The organism is Rubrivivax albus (assembly GCF_004016515.1).
GTDB classification, from domain to species: Bacteria; Pseudomonadota; Gammaproteobacteria; order Burkholderiales; family Burkholderiaceae_C; genus Rubrivivax; species Rubrivivax albus.
Window position 1 is genome coordinate 464,123 of record NZ_SACT01000003.1, and the last position, 21,224, is coordinate 485,346.

A 21,224-nucleotide genomic window follows, 5' to 3' on the forward strand; every position below is an offset into this window, starting at 1 on the left:
CGTCAGAGCGCGTCCTTGCCGGTTTCGCCAGTGCGGATGCGCAGCACCTGCTCCAGGGCGGCGACGAAGATCTTGCCGTCACCGATCTTGCCGGTGCGCGCGGCACCTTCGATGGCCTCGACGACGCGGTCGACGATGGCGTCGTCCACGGCCGCCTCGATCTTCACCTTGGGCAGGAAGTCGACGACGTACTCCGCACCGCGGTACAGCTCGGTGTGGCCCTTCTGACGACCGAAGCCCTTCACTTCGGTCACCGTGATGCCCTGCACGCCGATGGCGCTGAGGGCCTCGCGCACTTCGTCGAGCTTGAACGGCTTGACGATCGCGGTCACCATCTTCATGGCTCTCTCCTTGTTCCGGTGGACGGGATCAGAGCGACTTGCTCAGCGTGAGCAGCAGGCGGCTCTTGTTGATGTCGCCCCAGTCGGACTTCTTGGTCGCGCCGACGTAGGCGCCCTCGAGCGAGAAGCCCGAGCCGAGGTCGAAGCCGACGCCCAGCTTGTAGTCGCTGTAGTTCACCGCGCCGTTGTCCTTGGCGCCGCTGGCGAACTGCGTGGCACCCACGTGGCCGACCAGCGTGATGCCGCTGGCCACTTCCATCTCGGCGTTGACCTCGAAGTAGCCGGTGCCCTTGCCACCCGGCACGCCGAACCACTTGCTCGACACGACGCGCGAGTACTTGGCCGTCACTGGGCCCCAGCCCACGCTGCCGTAAAGCTCGGTGGTGTTGCCGCTGCTGTCCGGGCCCGGGTAGTAGTAGTAGAGGACGCCGACGTCGTAGCTCAGGCCGGCGGCTTCGCCGGAGTAGCCGCCGTAGAAGTCCATCTCGGTGCCGCCGAGGAAGCCGACGCTGGAGTTCCAGTTGCCGAGGTAGAAGCCGCCCTCGGACCAGTCGAAACCGCCCTGGATCGCGGGCAGCACAGCCTTGCTGGCATCGCTCTGGTCCTGGCCACGGAACTTGTACTTGCTCGTCACGGCCACGTTGGCCGACACCTCGGCCATCGCCAGGCTGGGGGCAAGGACGGCAGCAGCCGCGGCGGCGAGGGTGATCAGGGTCTTCTTCATGAACGCTCCAAACGGGTGAGGATGGTGAAAACTGCCGGAGCGCGTTCTGCAGCTTCCATGCCACCTTCGCACGCACGGGCTTGGTCCAGCCGCACGCCCCAGCGGTGCGCAGCGCGCCACATTGGTGCACTTTGCTGGTGCGCACCGACAATCTGCACCGTCGACGTGCGCATCGTGGCCTCCTGGCCGTGCATCCACGCCAGTGCCTGGCCGGGACGCCCTGCCAGCGGCCGACAAGGGCGCCCTTGGCGGGGCGGACACGGCCCGTGGCACGATCGCGCACACATGACAGGGAGGATCCGCCGATGACCTTGGCCGTGGTGCACAGCCGCGCGCTCGACGGGCTTCAGGCCCCGCCGGTGCAGGTGGAGGTTCAGCTCGCCCCCGGCCTGCCGGGATTCACGCTGGTGGGCCTGGCCGAGACCGAGGTCAAGGAATCGCGCGAGCGCGTGCGCGCCGCGCTGCAGCAGAGCGGATTCGGCTTCCCCCACAACAAGCGCATCACCGTGAGCCTGGCGCCGGCGGACCTGCCGAAGGAATCCGGCCGCTTCGACCTACCGATCGCGCTGGGCATCCTGGCCGCCGACGGCCGACTGGATGCCACACGCCTGGCCGCCGCCGAGTTCGCCGGCGAACTGGGCCTGGCCGGCGACCTGCGCCCCGTGCGTGGCGCGGTGGCCCTGGCCCTGGGCCTGCGGCGCAGTGGCGGCGGCACGCTGGTGCTGCCGGCCGACAGCGCCGCCGAGGCGGCCCGCGTGCCCGGCGTGGCGGTGCAGGCCGCCCGCCATCTGCTGGACGTGGTGGCCAGCCTGCAGCCGGGTGACGCGGCCGTCGCGCTGCCCACGGCACAGGCTACGGCAGGCGGCCCCCGGGCATCGTTGCCCGACCTGCGCGACGTGAAGGGCCAGGCCAGCGCCAAGCGCGCGCTGGAGGTGGCCGCCGCCGGTGGCCACGGCCTGCTGCTGGCCGGGCCGCCGGGCAGCGGCAAGTCGATGCTGGCCGTGCGCCTGCCCGGCCTGCTGCCTGCCATGGATGACGAGGAAGCCCTGGAGAGTGCGGCCCTGCTGGGCCTGGCCCGTGGCGGCAGTGACAGTGCAGGCCCAGTCTTCGGGGAGCGCCCGTTCCGCGCCCCGCACCATTCCGCCAGTGCCGTGGCCCTGGTGGGCGGCGGCACGCCGCCGCGGCCGGGCGAGATCTCGCTCGCCCACGGCGGCGTGCTCTTCCTCGACGAACTGCCGGAATACCCCCGCAGCGCGCTGGAGGCGCTGCGCGAGCCGCTGGAAAACGGCCGCATCACCATTTCACGCGCGGCGCGCCAGGCCAGCTTCCCCGCCCGCTTCCAGTTGGTGGCGGCGATGAACCCCTGCCCCTGCGGCTGGCTGGGCGCGTATGCCGCCACCGGTCGCGCCTGCCGTTGCACGCCCGAGGCGGTGTCGCGCTACCAGGCGCGCCTCTCCGGCCCGCTGCTGGACCGCATCGACCTGCAGGTGGAGGTGCCGGCCGTGAAGCCTGCCGACCTGCTGGGCCAGCCTGATGGCGAATCCAGCGCCGACGTGGCCGCCCGGGTGGCCGCGGCACGGGGGCTGGCGCTGCAGCGCCAGGGCTGCGCCAACGCGGCGCTCGAAGCCGGTGCGGTGGAAGCGCAGGCGATGGCCACGGCGGCCGCCACCAACTTCCTGCGCCAGGCCGCGGAGCGCCTGGGCTGGTCCGGCCGCGGCTTGCACCGCACGCTGCGCGTGGCGCGCACCGTGGCTGACCTCGCCGGCAGCAAGGCGGTGGAACTGCCCCACGTGGCCGAGGCCCTGCAGTTCCGCCGTGGCGTCGTCGGCGCCGGCGCGCCAGGCGCCGCAGGCGGCTAGAATCCGAGCTCTGGCGACCGTGGTGAAGTGGATATCATCCAGCCCTCCGAAGGCTGTGGCGCAGGTTCGATTCCTGCCGGTCGCGCCAGCTGACCACGCCGCGCTTCAGAGGCGGCCACGTGGCCCAGCACCATCTCCCCCATCCCCCCGCGCGACATGCTGCGCCTGAACGAGTGTCCGGCGCGCGGCAGTTCGCGGTAGACCACCGGTGAGGGCAGCCCCAGGATCTGTGCCGCACCCTGCATGGCACTGACCCAGCAACGCGCCCGTGCGCGTCGGTCTTCGCCCTGGGCCGTCACGGCGCGCCCTGTCGTGCGCAGCGCACTGCTGTCGGCACGCTCGCGTTCGCCGGCCATGACCAGGCCAGGCACGGCCAGCAGCGCCGCGAGGTCGAAGCCCCCGTTTCGCCAGCGCCGGCTGTAGGCCAGGCCGTGGGGATAGCGCAGCGCCGGGTCGGGCAGCGTGTACCAGCCGGCAGCGCCCAGCGCGTAACTGCGTACGCGCCCGGGGTGACGCATCACGAAGCGGTGCACGAACTGGGCACCGCCCGAGTAGCCGAACAGATGCAGCCGACGACGGTCGGCACCGGTGCGGGCCGCGACATCGCGCACCGCGTCGAGCAGCAGCCTGTCGGGACGACGCCCGTCGGCACCGGCCTGCATCCGCTGGTAGTGCGGGAATCCCGCCTGCGGAAACACCGGGACCAGGAGCACGACACCGGCGGCGTCGGCCAACGGGCGGAACATGGCCAGGTGTTCCTGCGCGTTGCGCGAGATCCCGTGCACGCTGACGAGGATGGGCGCGCCAGGTCCGGCCTGCGCCGGCACGTGCCAGTGCCAGGCGAACCCGGCATCGCCCGCCGTGGCCTGCCCGCCCGCGCCGTCTGGCCACGGCCGGGCATGGGCGCCCTGCGGGCCAGGGGCGCCCACGACGGCGGCACCGGCCAGCCCCGCCACCAGTCGCCGCCGGCCAGGATTCGCCACCGGGCTCACGGCTTCAGTCATGGGCAGGTTCATGACACGCGGCGCAGCTGGCGTGCGAACAGTGTCCGCGTGCGGGTGGCGCCGGCCAGCAGGTCGGCCGGCGTGCCGCGCTCGACCAGGCGGCCGGCCTCGAGATGCCACACCTCGTCGGCCATGCGCAGGCGCTGCAGATCGTGCGTGACCATCAGCACCGTGCCCGGAAAGCGCTGCAGGATGCGGTCGAGGTGGCCTGCCGAGGCGGCATCCAGGTGCGCGTCGGGTTCGTCCAGCAGCAGCAGACCGGGCCCGCTGAGCAGGGCCCGCGCCCAGGCAATGCGCTGGCGCTGGCCCCAGGACAGGTTGCGCGCGCCACCGGCCAGCCGCGTGGCCTCGCCCTGCGGCAGTTGCTGCAGCAGTTCGTCCACGCCGCACAGCGCCGCCACGCGTTCACGCCGGCCGACGCTGGCCCGAGGGCGCGCGTAGGACAGGTTGCGGCCGAGCGTGCCGCGCAGCAGTGGCACCTCGGGCGAGACCACGCCGACCCGGCGGCGCAGGTCTGCCGGAGACAGCGCAGCGATGGGCATGCCGTCGAGCGTCAGGTCGCCGCTGTCCGGTGCCACCAGGCCGCAGGCCAGCGCCAGCAGGCTGGACTTGCCGGCGCCGTTGGCCCCCACGATGGCCACGCGCCCGCCCGGCGGCACACTGGCGGTCACGTCGTCGACGACGCCGCGCAGCGTCACGGCGCGCAGGGCGACCGCGATGGCGCCGCCGGGCCGGGTCACCTGCCGCTCCTGCCCGGCGGCCGGGCCGGACCCGTGCGGCTCGGCGTGGGTGGCGGGTCCGGCCGCTATGGCGGGCGCCGACGACATGCCCGTGAGCAGGGCGCCGAGGCGCTCGCGCGCCACGCGCGCCGCCTCGTGGTCGGCCGCCACCCGGCCCAGGCCGGCCACCGAAGGCCCGGCCAGGGCCAGCAGGGCCACCGCGCCGGCCAGGTCGGCCACGGTGGCGCCTCCCTGCTGCACCCACCACGCACCGGCCCCCAGGGCCAGGGCCGCCGCCACCGCCGCGCCGGCCTGCGAGAGGGCAGCCAGCCCGGCCAGGGCACGCCGCTGCGCCACCATGGCCTGGACCACGGCCCGCTGGCGGCGGTCGAGCCGGCGGCGCTCACGACCGGCCTGACCGAACAGGTGGACGGTGGCCAGCGCGCCCAGCCGGTCGCCCAGTTCGGCGGCCAGCGCCGCCTGGCGCCGTCGCGCCGCGCGCACCGCGGGCGTGGTCCGGCGCGCCGCAGTGGCCAAGGCTACGGCGGTCAGCGCGTAGGCGGCCAGGGCCACGCCGCCCACCGGGGCCAGCCACCTCAGCAGCACGGCCAGCGCCAGGCCGCCAGCCAGCCCGCCGACGATCAGGCGCGGCACACCCCGGGCCAGCCACCGGCGCAGTGCCGCCGAATCGCCGGCCACCCGCATCAGCAGCGCGCCGTGCGCACGTGCCGCCACGCGCTGCGGCTGCCGCGCCAGGGCGTCGAACAGGAGCAGCCGCACGCGCGCGGCGTAGGTCTGCCCCAGCCGTTCGGCCTGCACCCGCTCCAGCCAGCGCAAGCCGGCCAGGGCGGCGCCGCTGCCGGCGAGCACCAGCAGGATCGCCCAGAGCGCAGGGCCCGCTGCGCCCACCGTGCCCAGCCCCTGGAACACGGTGCGCACGGCCAGCGCGCCGGCCACCACGCAGGCGGCCTGGGCCAGCCCGTTGGCCACCAGCGCGGCCAGCGCGCGCCGCCCTGGGCCGTCGAAGGCGTCGGGCAGGGCGCCGTTCATCCTGCGGCCCCGACCAGGCGCTGTTCAGACGGCCGACCCAGCACCTCGGCCACGCCGGCGCTGCTCAGCGCGTCCAGGTCCAGCACCGGCAACCGGGTCGCCGCGGCGGCCTCGCGCGCGGCCAACGGCGAAGCCGTCACCAGGCCGCTGGCCGCACGCACCGGCAAGCCGAGCTCGCGCAGCCGGGCGATGCCCATGGCGCTGCCCATCGCATCACCCGCGGCGAAGACCACCGCATCGACGGTCTGGGCGAATGCCGCCGAGGCCGCCAGCATCCCTGTCTCGCGCTGGAACAGGCCGTCGGCCACCTCGAACACGACAGCCTCGTGGCCTTGCGCCGCCAGCGTGTCGAGCAGGCGCTGCATGGCCGCCACCAGCTGCGCCTCGTCGGCCAGGTACGTGGACGCCATGCCCGCGTCGGTGAAGTCGAGCACGCTGCGTGCGCCGGCATCGGTCATGCTCCAGACGTCGCCGCCGGAGCCGGTGCCGGTGACCTTGGCGGCCCCCACGCGCAGGCCGGCCGCGGCCAGCCCGCGCACCAGGTGGCTCACCGTCTCCGTCTTGCCGGCGTTCATCGACGTGCCCAGCACGGCCACCGTGAACGGCCGCCGACGCACCGCGGGCGGCACTGGCAGCGCGTGGTCGGCCAGATTGATGACCCGACCATGGCGGTCGCCGATCAGGCCCAGCGGCTGCACCTGGGTGGCGGCGCGAACCCGGCCATGGCGCGACAGCATGCACGACGCAATGCCGCCGGCAGCCACCATGTGACAGGGCGCGAGGTCCGCCGGCACCTCGGCCTCGAACTGGTCCGGTGCGTAGCGGTGGCCGTAGGCAAGCACGACCTCGTCGCCCGGGAACAGGCGGGCCCGCCGCCCGCTCACCAGTTCCAGATGGCGATGCTGGCCCAGGCGCTCGACGCGCACGAGCACCAGGTCGCCGGGCCGGGGTGCCCGGTCGCCGCCGACCAGCGTGGCCATGGCGCTGCGCGGCACACGGCGCGTGACGAAGGGCATCTTCAAGGTCTGCGTGCGTGCGGGGGCGAGCAGGCTGATGTCGGGCAGTGAGGTCATGGGTCTCTCCAGGTCAGGATGGGCAGAGACATGCATCCGTCGTGCCATATATGGGACTATTTTCCCATTTTACCAGAATCCCTTCAATTTCAATGACTTGCGGACCTCTCCTGAGGCCTACGCCTTGCCCGGGCCCCGGCACGTGGGGGAAATGCCCCACCCAGACCCACCCAACCGCCCCACCACCGTGCGCGAGACCGGCCCTGCCGCGCGCCCATCTGGCAGGTCGCTGCGGGCCCACCCTGTGGGGATCAGCCGGTGGCGTCGCTAACATCCGGACACGTTCACCCCAGTCGCCATGCAGCCTGCCCCTCCTAAACGCCGGTCACGGCCCGCCCCGTCGCGCCGTCTGCTGGTCATCCTCTGGGCCACCGGGGCACTGCTGGCAACAACCCGCACGACCTGGGCACAGGCCGTGCTTCCCGTCGCACCGGAGGTCAAGGCCGCGACCCAGCTGCTCGGCCTCGGACGTCAGCGCCTGGCGCTGGTGGTGGGGCTGAGCAAGGTCGGAGACGTCGACCTGCCGGCCGTGCGCCGCGACGCCGCCGCGGTGGCCGAGTCGCTGCGTCGCAACGGCTACCTGGTGATGGCGCGGCCCGACCTGAGCGCCGACGACCTGCGCCGCAGCCTGGCCGAGTTCCGCCAGCGGCTGGACCCGGCGGGCGCCGGGCTGATCTACATCGCGGGTGCCGGGGCGCGGCTGGACGGCCGGTCCTGGCTGGTCACCCGCAGCCTGCCTGCGGGCGACGCGGCGCCGGACGCGGCTGCGCTGAAGGCGGCCTCGCTGCCGCTGGACGAACTGGTGCTGGCGCTGCAGATCACCCCGGCCAGCCTGCGCCTGCTGGTGGTGGACGCCGCCACGCCGCTGCCCCGCCTGCCAGCCGACTGGCAGGGCCTGGCCACGCCCACGCTGCCTGACGGCGTGATGGCCCTGCTGTCGGCCCAACCCGGCCAGACCCTGCCGCGCTGGCAGCCACCGGCGCTGCCTTCCCCGCCGCCGCAGGATCCGCGCGAGACCACCGGCAGCCCCTTCGGCACCGCGTTCGTGCATGCCCTGCTGTCCGCCGGCCGCACTGGGCCGCAGGTGCTGCTGGAGACGCGCCGGCTGACGCTGGACGCCACCGGCCAGGCGGTCAACCCGTGGCTCGGTGGTCGCACCGACGAGCGCGACGAGCTCGGGGCCCCCACGATCCCCATCGCGCAGTGGCCGGAATCGGTGGCCAGGCGGGCCATGGCGGTCGTCGGTGGGCAGGCACTGGAGGCCCTGCGGCGCAGCGCACGTCCGGCGCAGGCTCCTGCGCCGGAGGTCGCGACTCCGGCCCCTGGGACGGCACCGGTGGCCGCCGGGCCAGCCGTGGCCGCAGGCACCGCCCTGGCCACCGCGGCCGTGGGCGCGGCCCAGGCCGGCGCGGCCGCCGTGGCCCAGGCCGAGGCCGCCAAGGTCGCCGCCGCGCAGACCGTGGCCACCCAGGCGGCGGGCGCGGCGGTGAGTGCGGTGGTGGCCGCTGCCCGGGCGCTGGACTCCGCCGATTCGACCGGCCAGGCAGCGCCGCCGGCGGCTGGCCGCAAGACGCCCACGCTCGGCGACCAGCGCGAAGCCGTGGAGGGTCCGGCAAGCCCGGCGGGTTCGCGGCCGGCCCAAGCCACCGCGCCCGCCGCACCGGCCGGGCAGACTGCACCGCCCACACCGCCCGCACCGCCGGCGCAGCCCGCCCCGCCACCCGCCGCGGCCACCCCGGCACCCCCTTCGACGCCCGCTCCGGGACCCCGGACACCGGCAGCACCGGCGGCGCCCGTCCTGAATCCCTACGGCTACGCCGCCGGCGACAGCTTCACCTACCGCCGCATCGACGAGTGGAAGGGCGAGTCGGTGGGCCTGGTGATGCAGGTCATCGAAACCCTGCAGACCGCCGGCGACCTGGCCGCGCGGGAAGGTGACGATGCACAGACGCTCGACCCGCAGGGCCGCGTGCGCAGCCGCAGCGGCCCCGCGGGCAGCGCCACGTTCACGCCGGTGGAGGAGTTCTGGTGGGCCAAGCCCAAGGCGGGGGAAAGCCGCGACGTGGCGTTCAACGAGGTGTTCGAGAACCGCGACGGTCGGGGCGAACGGCGCTGGGAGGGCGAGGTCGAGGTCGGCAAGCCCACCCGCCTCACGACCAGCGCCGGCACCTTCGACGTGCTGCCGATGGAGGGCTCCGGCTGGGTCCGCGAGTGGCGCACGCCTCAGCGCACACGGCGCGACATCAAGTGGTGGCGCACGGTCTGGTACTCGCCCGAGCTCGGCCACCCGGTGGCCATCGACATCCTCGAGCGCGACGCCGGCAGCCGGATGCTGCGCAAGGAACGGCTGGAGCTGGTGCACATGAACACCAGCCGGAGCGTGCCGCGCTGATGGTCGGGGCAGGCCGCAGTCGGCGCGCCGTGGTGGCGCTGGGCCTGCTGGCGGCGCTGCTGCTCGGCGGCTGTGCCAGCCGCGGCCCGGCGGAGTGGTCCGGCCGCGACGGCCCGGCGGCCGAGATCCCGCCCGGTCTGGAGCGCACGCCCGACGCCGTGCCGCGGATCGAACCGCTGCGCGTGGGCGGGCCCAACAAGCCCTACGAGATCCGCGGCGTGCGCTACGTGCCGATGACCGAGGACCGCCCGTTGCGCGAACGCGGCCTGGCCTCCTGGTACGGCCGCAAGTTCCACGGCCGCCCGACGTCCAACGGCGAGACCTACGACATGTTCGCGATGACGGCGGCGCACAAGACCATGCCGCTGCCCAGCTACGCGCGGGTGCGAAACCCGGCCAACGGGCGCGAGATCATCGTGCGGGTGAACGACCGCGGCCCATTCCACCCGGGCCGGGTCATCGACCTGAGCTATACCGCCGCGCTGAAGCTCGGCGTGCTCGGCGGCGTGGCGCCGGTGGAGGTGGAGCGCATCACGCACGACGAGATCCGCGCGGGCGTGCGCCCGACACCCTCGGCCCCGTTCGATGGTGGCGTGCCGGACGCTGCAACGGCCTCCAGTGGCTATTGGCTGCAGCTGGGGGCGTTCCGCGACCGCGAGGGTGCCCAGCAGCTGCAGCGCCTGCTGCAGCAGGAGACCCCCTGGCTGGCCGACCAGCTGACGCTGCAGGACGACGGCCAGTGGGTGCGCGTGCGCGTGGGCCCCTGGGCACAGCGGCGCGACGCCGAGACCACCGCCGCGCGCCTGGCCGACGCGCTGCCGCTGGACGCGCTGGTCGTCTTCGTGCCCTGAGAGGGTGAGCGCGCATCCCTAGTTCGGGTCAGCCGCGCCGCTTCCCGATGGACGCAGGCGCACTTTGCGCCGATGCTCGGCGGGTGAGCCCTTGGGCGCGCGCCCGCAGGGCAGTGCCGCAGGGCCAAGCCTGAAGGAACACTCCCGTGAGCACCGCCCCGATCACCTTCCTCGTCCCCGGCCAGACGGCCGCCACGCGCAGCGGTGCACCGCTGCGCGCCAGCGACGGCCTGCCCGGCCAGGTCAAGGCCCGCGTCACCGTCGGCGCCCGCCGCGCCGGCGTCGAGCCGGTGCGGCTGGAGGCCGTGCCGGGCGAGGACCTCGTGGTGCTGCACGTGGCCGGCGGGCCGGCCCTGGTGCTGCACCCGGAAACCGCGCGCGACATGCTGCTCGGCCAGGGCACGCAGACCACGCGCAGCGCCGGGGTCGCCACCGGCGACGTGGTCGTGCCCACGCAGCTGCGCTGGCGCAGCCTGGAGCAGACGGCACCGGCGCGGTCGCGCGGCTTCCTCGGCGACGTGCTGCTGCAGGCGGTGGAGGTGCTCACCGGGCTGGCCAAGGACAAGGCGGTGGACTTCGCCGCCTCGGCCGTCGTCGCCAAGGTCGACGGGCAGGTGGTGCCCGGCGTCTACCGGCTGGACCCGACGGGGCTGAAGCCGCTGAAGGACCGAGCCCGCCCGCTGACGGCCGTGGAACCGGCCGACGGCCCACTGCTGGTGCTGCTGCACGGCACCTTCGTCGACACCGCCAGCACCTTCGGCAAGCTCTGGGACCTGCACCCGGCCCAGGTGCAGGCGCTGTTCGGCCACTACCGGCAGCAGGTCTACGCGCTGGACCACCCCACGCTGGGCGCCAGCCCGATCGAGAACGCGCTGACGCTGGCCCAGGCCCTGCCCAAGGGTGCGCGGCTGCACCTGGCCACGCACTCGCGCGGCGGCCTGGTGGCCGAGGTGCTGGCCCGCGTGTGCGGCCGCGGCGGCGAGCTCTCGGCCGACGACCTGAAGCCCTTTGCCGGCGCCGCGTATGCCCCGCAGCGCGCCGCGCTGCAGCAGCTGGCCGCGCGCGTGAAGCAGCAGGGCATCACGGTGGAGCGCATCGTGCGCGTGGCCTGCCCGACGCGCGGCACGCTGCTGGCGTCGCGGCGGCTGGACGCGTATCTCTCGGTGCTGCGCTGGGGCCTGCAGCTGGCGGGCATCCCGGTCGCACCGGCGCTGCTGGACTTCCTGTCCGAGGTGGCACGCCGCCGCGAGGACCCGGGCAAGCTGCCCGGCCTGGCGGCCATGATGCCCGACAGCCCGCTGGTGCGCTGGCTCAACGGCGGCGAGCCGGTGCCCGGCGACCTGCGCGTGGTGGCCGGAGACCTGGAGGGCGACACCCTGGGCAGTTGGGTCAAGACGCTGCTCGCCGACGCTTTCTACTGGACCGACAACGACATCGTCGTGCAGACGCGTTCGATGTACGGCGGCACGCCGCGGCTGAATGGCGGCGCGCAGTTCCTGCTCGACCAGGGCGGCAAGGTCACGCACTTCAACTACTTCATCAATGCACGCACGGTGGGTGCGGTGGTGGAGGGGCTGACGCAGGAGCGCCCCTCCGGTTACCGCCCCATCGGCCCGCTGTCCTGGGCCGGCGAGGACGCCGGCGGCGTGCGCGCCGCCCGCGCGCGGCCCACGGGCCTGCCGGCGCCGGCCGATCGGCCGGCCGTGTTCCTGCTGCCCGGCATCCTGGGCAGCCACCTCAAGCTCGGCGACAAGCGCATCTGGCTGAGCCTGCGCCTGCTGGGCGGGCTGGAGCGCCTGGCCTGGCCCGACGCCGGCGCCAGCGTGCACCCGGACGGCCCGATCGGCCTGTTCTACGACGACCTGGCCGAGTATCTGGAACGCACGCACGAGGTCATCCCGTTTGCCTTCGACTGGCGGCGCCCGATCGAGGAAGAGGCCCGGCGCCTGGCCGACGCCATCGACCGCGAACTCGCGCTGCGCGAGGCCTCGCGCCAGCCGGTGCGGCTGATCGCGCACTCGATGGGCGGGCTGGTGGCGCGCACCGTGCAGCTGGAGCGCCCCGAGACCTGGAACCGCATGCTGGAGCGCAGCGGTGCGCGCCTGCTGATGCTGGGCACACCCAACGGCGGTTCGTGGGCACCGATGCAGGTGCTCTCCGGCGACGACCGCTTCGGCAACCTGCTGGCCGCCGTGGGCGGCATGTTCGACGACGAGCGTGCCCGCGAGGTGATGGCCGGCATGCCCGGCTTCCTGCAGCTGCAGGCCGGCCTGCTGGACGACGACGGCCGCCTGGCGCGCCACGAGACCTGGGCCGACATGGCCCGGCGCGACCTGCAGAAGGTGCGCGACGCGAACTGGTGGCACCGCAACTGGATCGCACCCGACGATCCCACCCAGCTGTCGCCCTACACCTGGGGCGTGCCGGAACAGCCGGTGCTCAACCGCGCGCTGGCGCTGCGCCGGCGCCTGGACGAACAGCGCACGCAGGCGCTGCCGGCCTTCGCCGACCGCCTGCTGCTGGTGGTGGGCCACGCGCGCTACACGCCCGACGGCTGGCAGTGGGGCGACGAAGGCCTGGAGTACCTGAACGCCGTCGATGGCGGCGACGGCCGCGTGCCGCTGCACAGCGCGCTGCTGCCCGGCGTGCGCACCTGGACGCTGAAGGTGGAGCACGGCAGCCTGCCCGACCACGCCGAGGCCTTCGAGGCCTACCGCGAACTGCTGGAGCATGGCGACACCGAGCGCCTGCCGCGCCTGGCGGCCGCGGCCGTGCGCAGCGCCGCCGGCGGCACCCAGGACGGCGCGGCCACGGTGGAGCACGTGACCTCGCGCCCGTCCCGCGGCCGCCAGCTCGGCGCCGCACGGCCGATGGACAGCATGAAGGCACTGCTGTCGGCGCCCGGCCTGGAGGCCGACGGCACGCCAGCCCAGACCGCCGAGCGCGGCGCGGCACTGCAGGTGGAGGTGTGCAACGGCGACCTCACCTTCATCGGTCAGCCCCTGATGCTCGGCCACTACCACGCCACCAAGGTCACCGGCACCGAGGGCGTGATCGACCGCCGGCTCGGCGGCGCGCTCACCGCGTCGCTGGAGGCCGGGCTCTACCCGCAGGGCATCGGCGAACACCAGATCTTCGTCAACGGCGGAGCGCCCGACGACCCCTGGCGTGCGCCGCGGCCGCGTGCGGCCATCGTCATCGGGCTGGGCGACGAGGGGGCACTCACGCAGAAGGACCTGGCCTTCGCCGTGCGCCAGGCGGCGCTGGCCTGGCTGCAGCGGCTGGCCGAGCAGGGCGAGGCCGCCTCGGCGGTGGAGCTGGCCGCCACGCTGATGGGCAGCGGCGGCGCCGGCATGGGCCCGGGCGAATCGGCCGCCGCCATCGCCACCGGCGTGCGCGACGCGGCCGAGATCGTGCGCCGCGGCAATGCCACGCGCCAGGCCACGGCCGACGCCGCGGGCCGGCCCGACACCGCACAGCTGTGGCCGCTGCCCACGCGGCTGACCCTGGTGGAGCTGTACCTGGAACGGGCATCGGACGCCTGGCGCGCGTTGCAGGTGCAGGCCACCGCGGCGCCGGGCCACTTCGTCATCGGCCCGGTCATCGTCAGCGGCACCGGGCCGCTGCGCCGCCAGATCGACACCGCCTACCGCGGCGCCGACTACGACCTGATCACCGCGCTGTCGCCGGCCGGCGCGCCGGACCAGATCGCCTTCCGGCTCGACACCCGGCGCGCGCGCAGCGAGCTGCGCAGCGTGGCCACCCAGGCCACGCTGGTGGAACAGATCGTGCGCCGCGCCGCCGACGACACCAACGACGACACCCAGCTCGGCCGCACGCTGTTCCAGCTGCTGATCCCGCGGGACATGGAGGCCTACCTCGGCGGCACCGAGCGCATGGTGCTGGAACTCGACACGCGCACCGCCCGCGTGCCCTGGGAACTGCTCGATTCCCCGCCGGAGCGCCGCAGCGGCGGCGACCCACGGCCCTGGGCCGTGCGCACGCGGCTGCTGCGCAAGCTGCAGACGGCACGCTTCCGCAGCCAGGTGCGAGACGCCGGCGCCGACGAGCAGGTGCTGGTGGTCGGCGAACCCAAGTTGAACGACGCGCGGTACGCGCCGCTGCCCGGCGCGCTGCAGGAAGCGCGCGCCGTGGCCACGGCGCTCGGCGGCCTGCAGGGCGTGGGCGCCGAGCGCGTGAAGCTGGTGGCGGAGGCGGAGGCCGTGGCCATCCTCAACGCGCTGTTCGAACGGCCCTGGCGCATCGTGCACATCGCCGGCCACGGCGAGACCACCGATGGCGAGGGTGGCCCGGGCGGGCTCGTGATGTCCGACAAGAGCTTCCTCGGCCCGCGCGAGATCGAGCAGATGCGCGACGTGCCGGAGCTGGTGTTCGTCAACTGCTGCCACCTGGCGAAGATCGCGCCCGAGGAACCCGGGCGCCAATCGCTGGACCGGCCGAACTTTGCCGCCAGCGTGGCCGAGGCGCTGATCGAGGCCGGTGTGCGCTGCGTGGTGGCCGCCGGCTGGGCGGTGGACGACGATGCCGCGGCGGCCTTCGCCGGGCGCTTCTACCGCACACTGCTGTCGGGCCGGACCTTCATCGACGCCGTGGCCGAGGCGCGCGAGGCCGCCTGGCGCCAGGCCGACCCGACACAGGGCGGGAATGGCAACAACACCTGGGCCGCCTACCAGTGCTACGGCGACCCGGACTGGGTCTTCCGCCGCGGCGTGGGCGACGCGCAGGCCCGCGACCCGGTCGTCGACGAGTACGCCAGCCTGTCGTCGCCGCTGGGCCTGGCACTGGCGCTGGAGAAGCTGGCGGTGGAGTCGGAGTTCCAGGGCCGGCCGCTGAAGCGCCAGCTCGAGCACATCCGCCACTTGGAGGCGCGCTTCGGCACCCTGTGGGGTGGCATGGGCGCCATCGCCGAGGCCTTCGGTGTGGCCTACGCCAAGGCCGGCGCGATGGCGCCCGCGGTGGACTGGTACGGGCGCGCCACCGCCGCGGCGGATGCCAGCGCGTCGATGAAGGCGCACGAGCAGTGGCTGAACCTGCGCGCGCGCCTGGCCGAGACGCAGGCGCGCGAACACGCGCCGAAGAGCCACGCCTGGGCGAGTTGCCGGCGCGAGGTGCAGACGGCCGTGCAGCAGTTGGAGGCGCTGACCGCGCTGCAGCCCACGGTGGAGCGGCACAACCTGGTGGGCTCGGCCTGGAAACGCCTGAGCATGCTGCTGCTGGGCAGCGACGCCCGCGGTGCGGCCGATGCGCGGGCGCGGTCCGACGCCGCCTACGGCCGTGCCGAGGCCATGGCGCTGGCGCAGGACGCGCCCGAGCTCTTCTACCCGGTGATCAACCGCATGGCCTATGCGCTGGCGATGCACCCCGAGCCCAGCTTCCCCGGCTTCGAGCCGGGCCTGGTGGCGCGCGCCCGCGACAGCGCGCAGGCCAAGGTGCTGGCCGAACCGGACTTCTGGAGCGTGGTGACGCTGATCGAGCTCGACGCCTTCGAGGCCGCGGGCGCCGGCACGCTGCACGCGCTGATCGGCGGCCTGCTGGCGCGGGCGGAAGACCTGCACAGCCGTGCCGCCGCGCCGAAGAACTGGGCCTCGGTGCGCGACAACGCCGAGTACGCGCTGCGCGGCCGGGTGGCGAAGGCGGCGGGCGCGGAACGGCAGGCGCTGGCCGACTGGCTGGACCGGCTGGCGCTCTATGCCGGGCAGAAGGCCGGTGGCTGACGAGACGGCCGTCGCATGCTCCCCCGGCCCGGCTGGCAGGACGGGCCGCTTCGCCCGGCGAGTATCAGTCCGCAGGGACCGTGTTTCGTCTGGGTTCAGCGGCCGCCGGTCACGTCCAGCAGGGCCCCTGTGGTGTAGCTGGCCGCGTCGGACAGCAGCCAGACGATGGACGCGGCCACCTCGTCGGCCGTGCCCGCGCGCTGCATCGGGATCGTGGGCGCCAGGTCGCGCGCGCGATCCGGCTGGCCGCCGGAGGCGTGGATCTCGGTGTCGATGATGCCGGGCCGCACGGCGTTGACACGCACACCCTCGGCCGCCAGTTCACGCGACAGGCCGACGGTGAGGGTGTCGATGGCGCCCTTGCTGGCCGCGTAGTCGACGTACCAGCCGGGGGCGCCCAGGCGCGCCGCCACCGAGGACAGGTTGACGATGCTGCCCCCGTGGCCGCCGTGGCGGCTGGACATCCGCCGCACCGCCGCCCGTGTGCACAGCAGCGTGCCGATGACGTTGATGCCGAAGATGCGCTGCCAGCGCGCCAGGTCCATCTCGTCCAGGCGCTGCGCACGGTCCACGACGCCGGCGTTGTTCACCAGGCCGGCCAGTGGCGGCGCCTCGGCGTCCAGGCGGGCGAACATCGCGGCCACCTGGCCCTCGTCGGCCACGTCGGCCTGCACCGCCCAGGCCTGGCGGCCGGCGGCGCGCACGTCGGCACACACGGCCTCGGCGGCCGCGGCGTCGCGCGTGTAGTTCACGGCCAGGTGCCAGCCCGCCGCAGCGGCCTGGCGTGCCACGGCGGCGCCGATGCCCCGGCTGCCGCCGGTGACGAGCAGGAGTCGGTCGGAAGGTGCAGCGTCCATGTTGGCCATCGTAGCCGCGCTACGATCCCGGCTCCCCCAAAACCGGATGGAGACAAACACATGCAACGTCGGGAACTCATGCTGGGCGGCTTGGCCGCCGCGGGTGCGCTGGCCGCGCCGGCCCTGGTGCGCGCGCAGGCGCTGGAGAAGGCCAAGGTCACGATCGCGGTGGGCGGCAAGAACCTGCTGTACTACCTGCCGCTGACCATCGCCGAGCAGAAGGGCTTCTTCAAGGACGAAGGCCTGGACCTGAGCGTGGTCGACTTCGCCGGCGGCTCGCGCGCGCTGGCTGCGGTGGTGGGCGGCAGCGCCGACGTGGTCTCGGGGGCCTTCGAGCACACGGTGAACATGCAGTTCAAGGGCCAGGCCATGCGCGCCTTCGTGCTCCAGGGCCGCGCGCCGCAGATCGTGCTCGGCGTCAGCACCAAGACCATGGCGGGCTACAAGACGGTGGCCGACCTGAAGGGCAAGAAGATCGGTGTCACCGCGCCGGGCAGCTCCACCAACGTGATGGCCAACTTCGTGCTGGCCAAGGCCGGGCTGAAGCCCAGCGATGTATCCATCGTCGGCGTCGGCGCCAGCAACGGCGCCGTGGCCGCCATGCGCGCTGGCAACATCGACGCCATCAGCAACCTCGACCCGGTGATCACGCTGCTCTCGCGCGCCGGCGACATCAAGATCGTGGCCGACACGCGCAAGGTGGCCGAGGCCGACCGCATCTTCGGCGGCCCGATGCCTGCCGGCTGCCTGTACTGCCCGCAGACCTTCATCGACAAGCACCCGAACACGGTGCAGGCGATGGCCAACGCCATGGTGCGCGCCAACCACTGGATCCAGCAGGCCGGCCCCAGCGACATCATCAACGCCGTGCCCGAGGCCTTCCTGCTCGGCGACCGCGCGGTCTACATCGACGCCTTCCTCGCCGCCAAGGGCGCACTGTCGCCCGACGGGATGATCCCGGAGGCCGGCTCGACCACCGCGTTCCGCGCGCTGGCCAGCGTCGACGCCAAGATCGCCGAAGCCAAGCTGGACCTCCAGGCCGTCTACACGAACGACTTCGTGAAGAAGGCCAACGCCAAGCACAAGCGCTCGTGAGCACACCGGCCCTGCAGCTGACGGGGGTGTCCTGCACCTTCGTCAGCAAGGACGACCCCGGGCAGCGATACACCGCCGTGCGCGACGTGGACCTCACCGTCGGCGCCGGCGAGTTCGTCAGCGTCGTCGGGCCCACGGGCTGCGGCAAGAGCACGCTGCTCAACGTCGGTGCCGGACTGCTGCAGCCCAGCACCGGCCGTGTGCAGGTGTTCGGGCAGGACCTGCAGGGCATCAACACGCGTGCCGGCTACATGTTCCAGGCCGAGAGCCTGATGCCCTGGCGCACCGCGCTGGGCAACGTGATGGCCGGGCTGGAGTTTCGTGGCATGCCAATGGCCGAGGCCAGGGCGCAGGCCGAGCATTGGCTCAAGCGCGTGGGCCTGGGCGGCTTCGGCGACCGCTACCCGCACCAGCTCTCCGGCGGCATGCGCAAGCGCACCAGCCTGGCCCAGACGCTGGCGCTGGACCCGGACATCATCCTGATGGACGAGCCCTTCAGCGCCCTGGACATCCAGACCCGGCAGCTGATGGAGAACGAGGTGCTGGACCTCTGGGCGCAGAAGAAGAAGGCCGTCCTGTTCATCACCCACGATCTGGACGAGGCGATCGCGATGAGCGACCGCGTGGTGGTGCTCTCCGCCGGCCCGGCCAGCCACCCGATGGGCGAGTTCGCCGTGGACCTGGAACGCCCGCGCGACGTGGCCGAGGTGCGCACGACACCGCGCTTCATCGCGCTGCACAACGCGATCTGGGACGTGCTGCGCGAAGAGGTGCTCAAGGGCTACGCGCAACAGCTCAAGGCGGCGTAGGCCATGAAACACGTGAGACTCTGGCAGGGCGGCCTGCTGCTGGCGCTGATCGGGTTCTGGTACGTGATGACCGAACCCGGCCTGATCCCGCCGATGATGTTCGACAACGACCGCCAGGCCGCGTTCTTCTTCGGCCAGCCGCTGCACGTGGGCGAACGCATCTGGAACTGGTTCGTGGTGGATGCCGACATCTACCGCCACTTGGGCGTCACCCTGGTCGAGACGCTGCTGGCCTTCGGCATCGGCGCGGTGCTGGGCCTGGGCGGCGGGCTGTGGCTGGCGCTGGCCCCGCTGGCCTCGGCGGTGCTGGACCCGTACATCAAGGCCATGAACTCGATGCCGCGCATCATCCTGGCGCCGATCTTCAGCGTCTGGTTCGGGCTGGGCATCGCGTCGAAGGTGGCGCTGGGCGTGACGCTGGTGTTCTTCATCGTCTTCTTCAACGTCTACCAGGGCGTCAAGGAGGTGAGCCCGGTGGTGCTGGCCAATGCCCGCATGCTGGGCGCCAACCAGCGCCAGCTGCTGCGCCACGTCTACCTGCCCAGCGCCACCAGCTGGGTGTTCAGCAGCCTGCACACCAGCGTGGGCCTGGCCTTCGTCGGTGCGGTGGTGGGCGAGTACCTGGGCTCGAGCCAGGGCGTGGGCTACCTGATCCTGCAGGCCGAGGGCACCTTCGACATCAACACCGTGATGGCCGGCATCATCGTGCTGACCGCCTTCGCGCTGGTGCTGGACGCGCTGGTCGGCCGCATCGAGAAACGGCTGATGAAGTGGCAGCCCAAGGTGGGCGAAACCGAAAAGCTCTGACGGAGGTGGCATGGACCTGGGCGCTCCCGAGGACAGCAACCGCAGCAGCAACCGAAGCATCCACGAGGTGTCCGACCCGGCGCGGCGCACGCTGCTGCGGCTGGGCACGGGTGCAGCCGCGGCCGCGCTCTACGGGCCCTGGCTGGCCGGCTGCGCCGCCGGCGCCGCACCGCCCCGGCTGGGCTTCATCGGCGTGCCGACGTCCAGCGCCGACACGGTGGTGGTGCCGACAGGCTACGTGGCGCAGGTGATCGCGCCCTGGGGCGAGCCGGTAGGCGTGGCGGGTGCGATGCCGCCGTGGCGCCCCGACGCGTCCGACACCGCCGCCGAGCAGGCGCTGCAGTTGGGCATGCACCACGACGGCATCCACTACTTCCCGCTGGACGGCGCGCGCCGCGGCCTGCTGGTGATGAACCACGAGTACGTGGACGAAGGCCTGCTGTTCCCCGATGGCACCGCCGGCTGGAACGCGGTCAAGGTGGCCAAGGCGCAGGCGGCACACGGCATCTCCGTGGTCGAGGTGGAGCGCACCGCCGACGGCTGGCGCCTGGTGCGGCCGTCGCGCTTCGCGCGGCGATTCACGGCAGCCACGCCGTTCGCCGTCGGCGGGCCAGCCGCCGGCCATGCGCTGATGCGCACCGCGGTCGACCCCACGGGCACGCGCATCCTCGGCACACTGAACAACTGCGCCGCCGGCATGACGCCCTGGGGCACCTACCTGTCGGGCGAGGAGAACTGGGCCGGCTACTTCGACGGCGGCCCGGTCGTCACGGCCGATCAGCGCCGCTGGGGCCTGCGCGCCACCGGCTGGGCGCGCTGGGGCGACCACGACGCCCGCTTCGACGCGACGCAGCACCCGAACGAATTCCACCGCTTCGGCTGGGTCGTCGAAGTGGACCCGATGGACCCGACGAGCACGCCGGTCAAGCGCACCGCACTGGGCCGCGCGGCCCACGAAGGCGCCTGGGTGGCAGTGACCAAGGACAACCGCGCAGTGGTCTATTCCGGCGAGGACGCGGCCTTCGAGTACATCTACAAGTTCGTCAGCCGCGACCGCATCGCGCCCGGCGGGGCCCGGGCCAACGCCACGCTGCTGGACCACGGCACGCTGCATGTGGCGCGCTTCGATGCCGACGGCACCGGCCGCTGGCTGCCGTTGGTGCACGGGCAGGGCCCGCTGGTGCCCGCCAATGGTTTTGCCGATCAGGGCGAGGTGGTCATCAAGGCGCGCCAGGCCGCCGACCTCCTGGGCGCCACGAAGATGGACCGCCCGGAGTGGCTGGCCATCGAGCCCGGCGGCACCACCGTCTACTGCACGCTGACCAACAACACCGCCCGAGGCGCCCCGGGCCGGCCCGGCGTGGACGCCGCCAACCCGCGCGCCCAGAACACCATGGGCCACATCATCCGCTGGACGGAACAGGACGACTTCGACGCCACCACCTTCCGCTGGAACCACCTGCTGCTGGCCGGCGACCCGGCCAACGCGCGCGCCGAAGCGAAGGGCACGATCCGCGGCGACGCCTTCGGCTGCCCCGACGGCCTGGCGTTCGACCCGCGCGGGCTGCTGTGGATCCAGACCGACGCCAGCAGTTCGACCCTGGGCCGAGGCGAGTACGCGGGCCTGGGCAACAACCAGATGCTGGCCTGCGACGTGACCAGCGGCGAGGTGCGGCGCTTCCTCACCGGCCCGGTGGGCTGCGAGATCGCCGGTGCAGCCTTCACGCCCGACGCGACGACGATGTTCGTCAACGTGCAGCACCCTGGAGAGACCCCGCGCGACAAGAGCGACCCGGCCGACCCCATGCGCTTCTCGCGCTGGCCCGACGGCGCCAAGGCCACGCGCCCGCGGTCGGCCACGCTGGCCATCCGCCGGAGCGACGGCGGGCCCGTCGGCGGCTGATCCGG

The 21,224-nt window shown here is 73.5% G+C and carries 13 protein-coding genes and 1 tRNA gene; 9 read left to right on the top strand and 5 right to left on the bottom strand.

The window, feature by feature from the left end; all coding sequences use genetic code 11:
* Positions 1-2: 2 nt before the first annotated feature.
* Both ENE75_RS12805 and ENE75_RS12810 read right to left on the bottom strand, forming a co-directional pair.
* Entirely contained in the window at positions 3-341 is a 339-nt protein-coding gene (locus ENE75_RS12805; RefSeq protein ID WP_128198686.1) for a P-II family nitrogen regulator, read from the bottom strand.
* Between the two features lie 28 nt (positions 342-369).
* Positions 370-1,065: a TorF family putative porin gene (locus ENE75_RS12810; RefSeq protein WP_128198687.1), complete on the bottom strand. Its 696-nt coding sequence runs from the start codon at positions 1,063-1,065 to the stop codon at positions 370-372.
* A 305-nt stretch (positions 1,066-1,370) separates the two neighbouring features.
* On the opposite strand from ENE75_RS12810, the gene ENE75_RS12815 reads away from it, so the two are divergent.
* Together ENE75_RS12815 and ENE75_RS12820 are read left to right on the top strand one after the other, a co-directional pair.
* Positions 1,371-2,924 carry a YifB family Mg chelatase-like AAA ATPase gene (locus tag ENE75_RS12815; protein ID WP_128198688.1) on the top strand — a complete coding sequence of 518 codons (1,554 nt, stop codon included), beginning with the start codon at positions 1,371-1,373 and terminating at the stop codon, positions 2,922-2,924.
* Between the two features lie 13 nt (positions 2,925-2,937).
* Positions 2,938-3,012: transfer RNA gene (locus ENE75_RS12820), tRNA-Arg, on the top strand.
* A gap of 924 nt (positions 3,013-3,936) precedes the next feature.
* Here ENE75_RS12820 and ENE75_RS12825 read toward each other — a convergent pair.
* Entirely contained in the window at positions 3,937-5,697 is a 1,761-nt protein-coding gene (locus ENE75_RS12825; protein ID WP_128198689.1) for an ATP-binding cassette domain-containing protein, read from the bottom strand.
* On the bottom strand, positions 5,694-6,770 hold the full coding sequence (locus tag ENE75_RS12830; protein ID WP_128198690.1) for a P-loop NTPase family protein: 1,077 nt from the start codon (positions 6,768-6,770) through the stop codon (positions 5,694-5,696). The genes ENE75_RS12825 and ENE75_RS12830 overlap by 4 nt, the downstream gene beginning before the upstream one ends.
* Positions 6,771-7,185: 415 nt before the next feature.
* Between ENE75_RS12830 and ENE75_RS12835 the strand changes: the two genes are divergently transcribed.
* The 3 genes from ENE75_RS12835 (at position 7,186) to ENE75_RS12845 (ending at position 15,748) form a co-directional block, all read left to right on the top strand.
* Positions 7,186-9,162 (top strand): caspase family protein, encoded by a 1,977-nt coding sequence (locus ENE75_RS12835; RefSeq protein ID WP_128198691.1) that lies wholly within the window; start codon positions 7,186-7,188, stop codon positions 9,160-9,162.
* Positions 9,162-10,013: a septal ring lytic transglycosylase RlpA family protein gene (locus tag ENE75_RS12840; protein ID WP_128198692.1), complete on the top strand. Its 852-nt coding sequence runs from the start codon at positions 9,162-9,164 to the stop codon at positions 10,011-10,013. The genes ENE75_RS12835 and ENE75_RS12840 overlap by 1 nt, the downstream gene beginning before the upstream one ends.
* Positions 10,014-10,159: 146 nt before the next feature.
* A complete protein-coding gene (locus ENE75_RS12845; RefSeq protein ID WP_128198693.1) occupies positions 10,160-15,748 on the top strand; it encodes a DUF7379 domain-containing protein in 5,589 nt (1,862 codons plus the stop codon).
* A 95-nt stretch (positions 15,749-15,843) separates the two neighbouring features.
* On the opposite strand, the gene ENE75_RS12850 is transcribed toward ENE75_RS12845, so the two are convergent.
* The gene (locus tag ENE75_RS12850) at positions 15,844-16,605 is read right to left on the bottom strand and encodes an SDR family oxidoreductase (RefSeq protein WP_128198694.1); all 762 of its coding nucleotides are present in this window, start codon (positions 16,603-16,605) and stop codon (positions 15,844-15,846) included.
* 60 nt (positions 16,606-16,665) lie between these two features.
* Between ENE75_RS12850 and ENE75_RS12855 the strand changes: the two genes are divergently transcribed.
* The 4 genes from ENE75_RS12855 (at position 16,666) to ENE75_RS12870 (ending at position 21,219) form a co-directional block, all read left to right on the top strand.
* Positions 16,666-17,700 carry an ABC transporter substrate-binding protein gene (locus tag ENE75_RS12855; protein WP_128198695.1) on the top strand — a complete coding sequence of 345 codons (1,035 nt, stop codon included), beginning with the start codon at positions 16,666-16,668 and terminating at the stop codon, positions 17,698-17,700.
* On the top strand, positions 17,697-18,509 hold the full coding sequence (locus ENE75_RS12860) for an ABC transporter ATP-binding protein (protein ID WP_128198696.1): 813 nt from the start codon (positions 17,697-17,699) through the stop codon (positions 18,507-18,509). The genes ENE75_RS12855 and ENE75_RS12860 overlap by 4 nt, the downstream gene beginning before the upstream one ends.
* 66 nt (positions 18,510-18,575) lie before the next feature.
* Positions 18,576-19,316: an ABC transporter permease gene (locus tag ENE75_RS12865; protein ID WP_375138491.1), complete on the top strand. Its 741-nt coding sequence runs from the start codon at positions 18,576-18,578 to the stop codon at positions 19,314-19,316.
* Positions 19,317-19,326: 10 nt separating this feature from the next.
* Positions 19,327-21,219 (top strand): PhoX family protein, encoded by a 1,893-nt coding sequence (locus ENE75_RS12870; RefSeq protein ID WP_128198698.1) that lies wholly within the window; start codon positions 19,327-19,329, stop codon positions 21,217-21,219.
* The last annotated feature ends 5 nt before the right edge of the window (positions 21,220-21,224 follow it).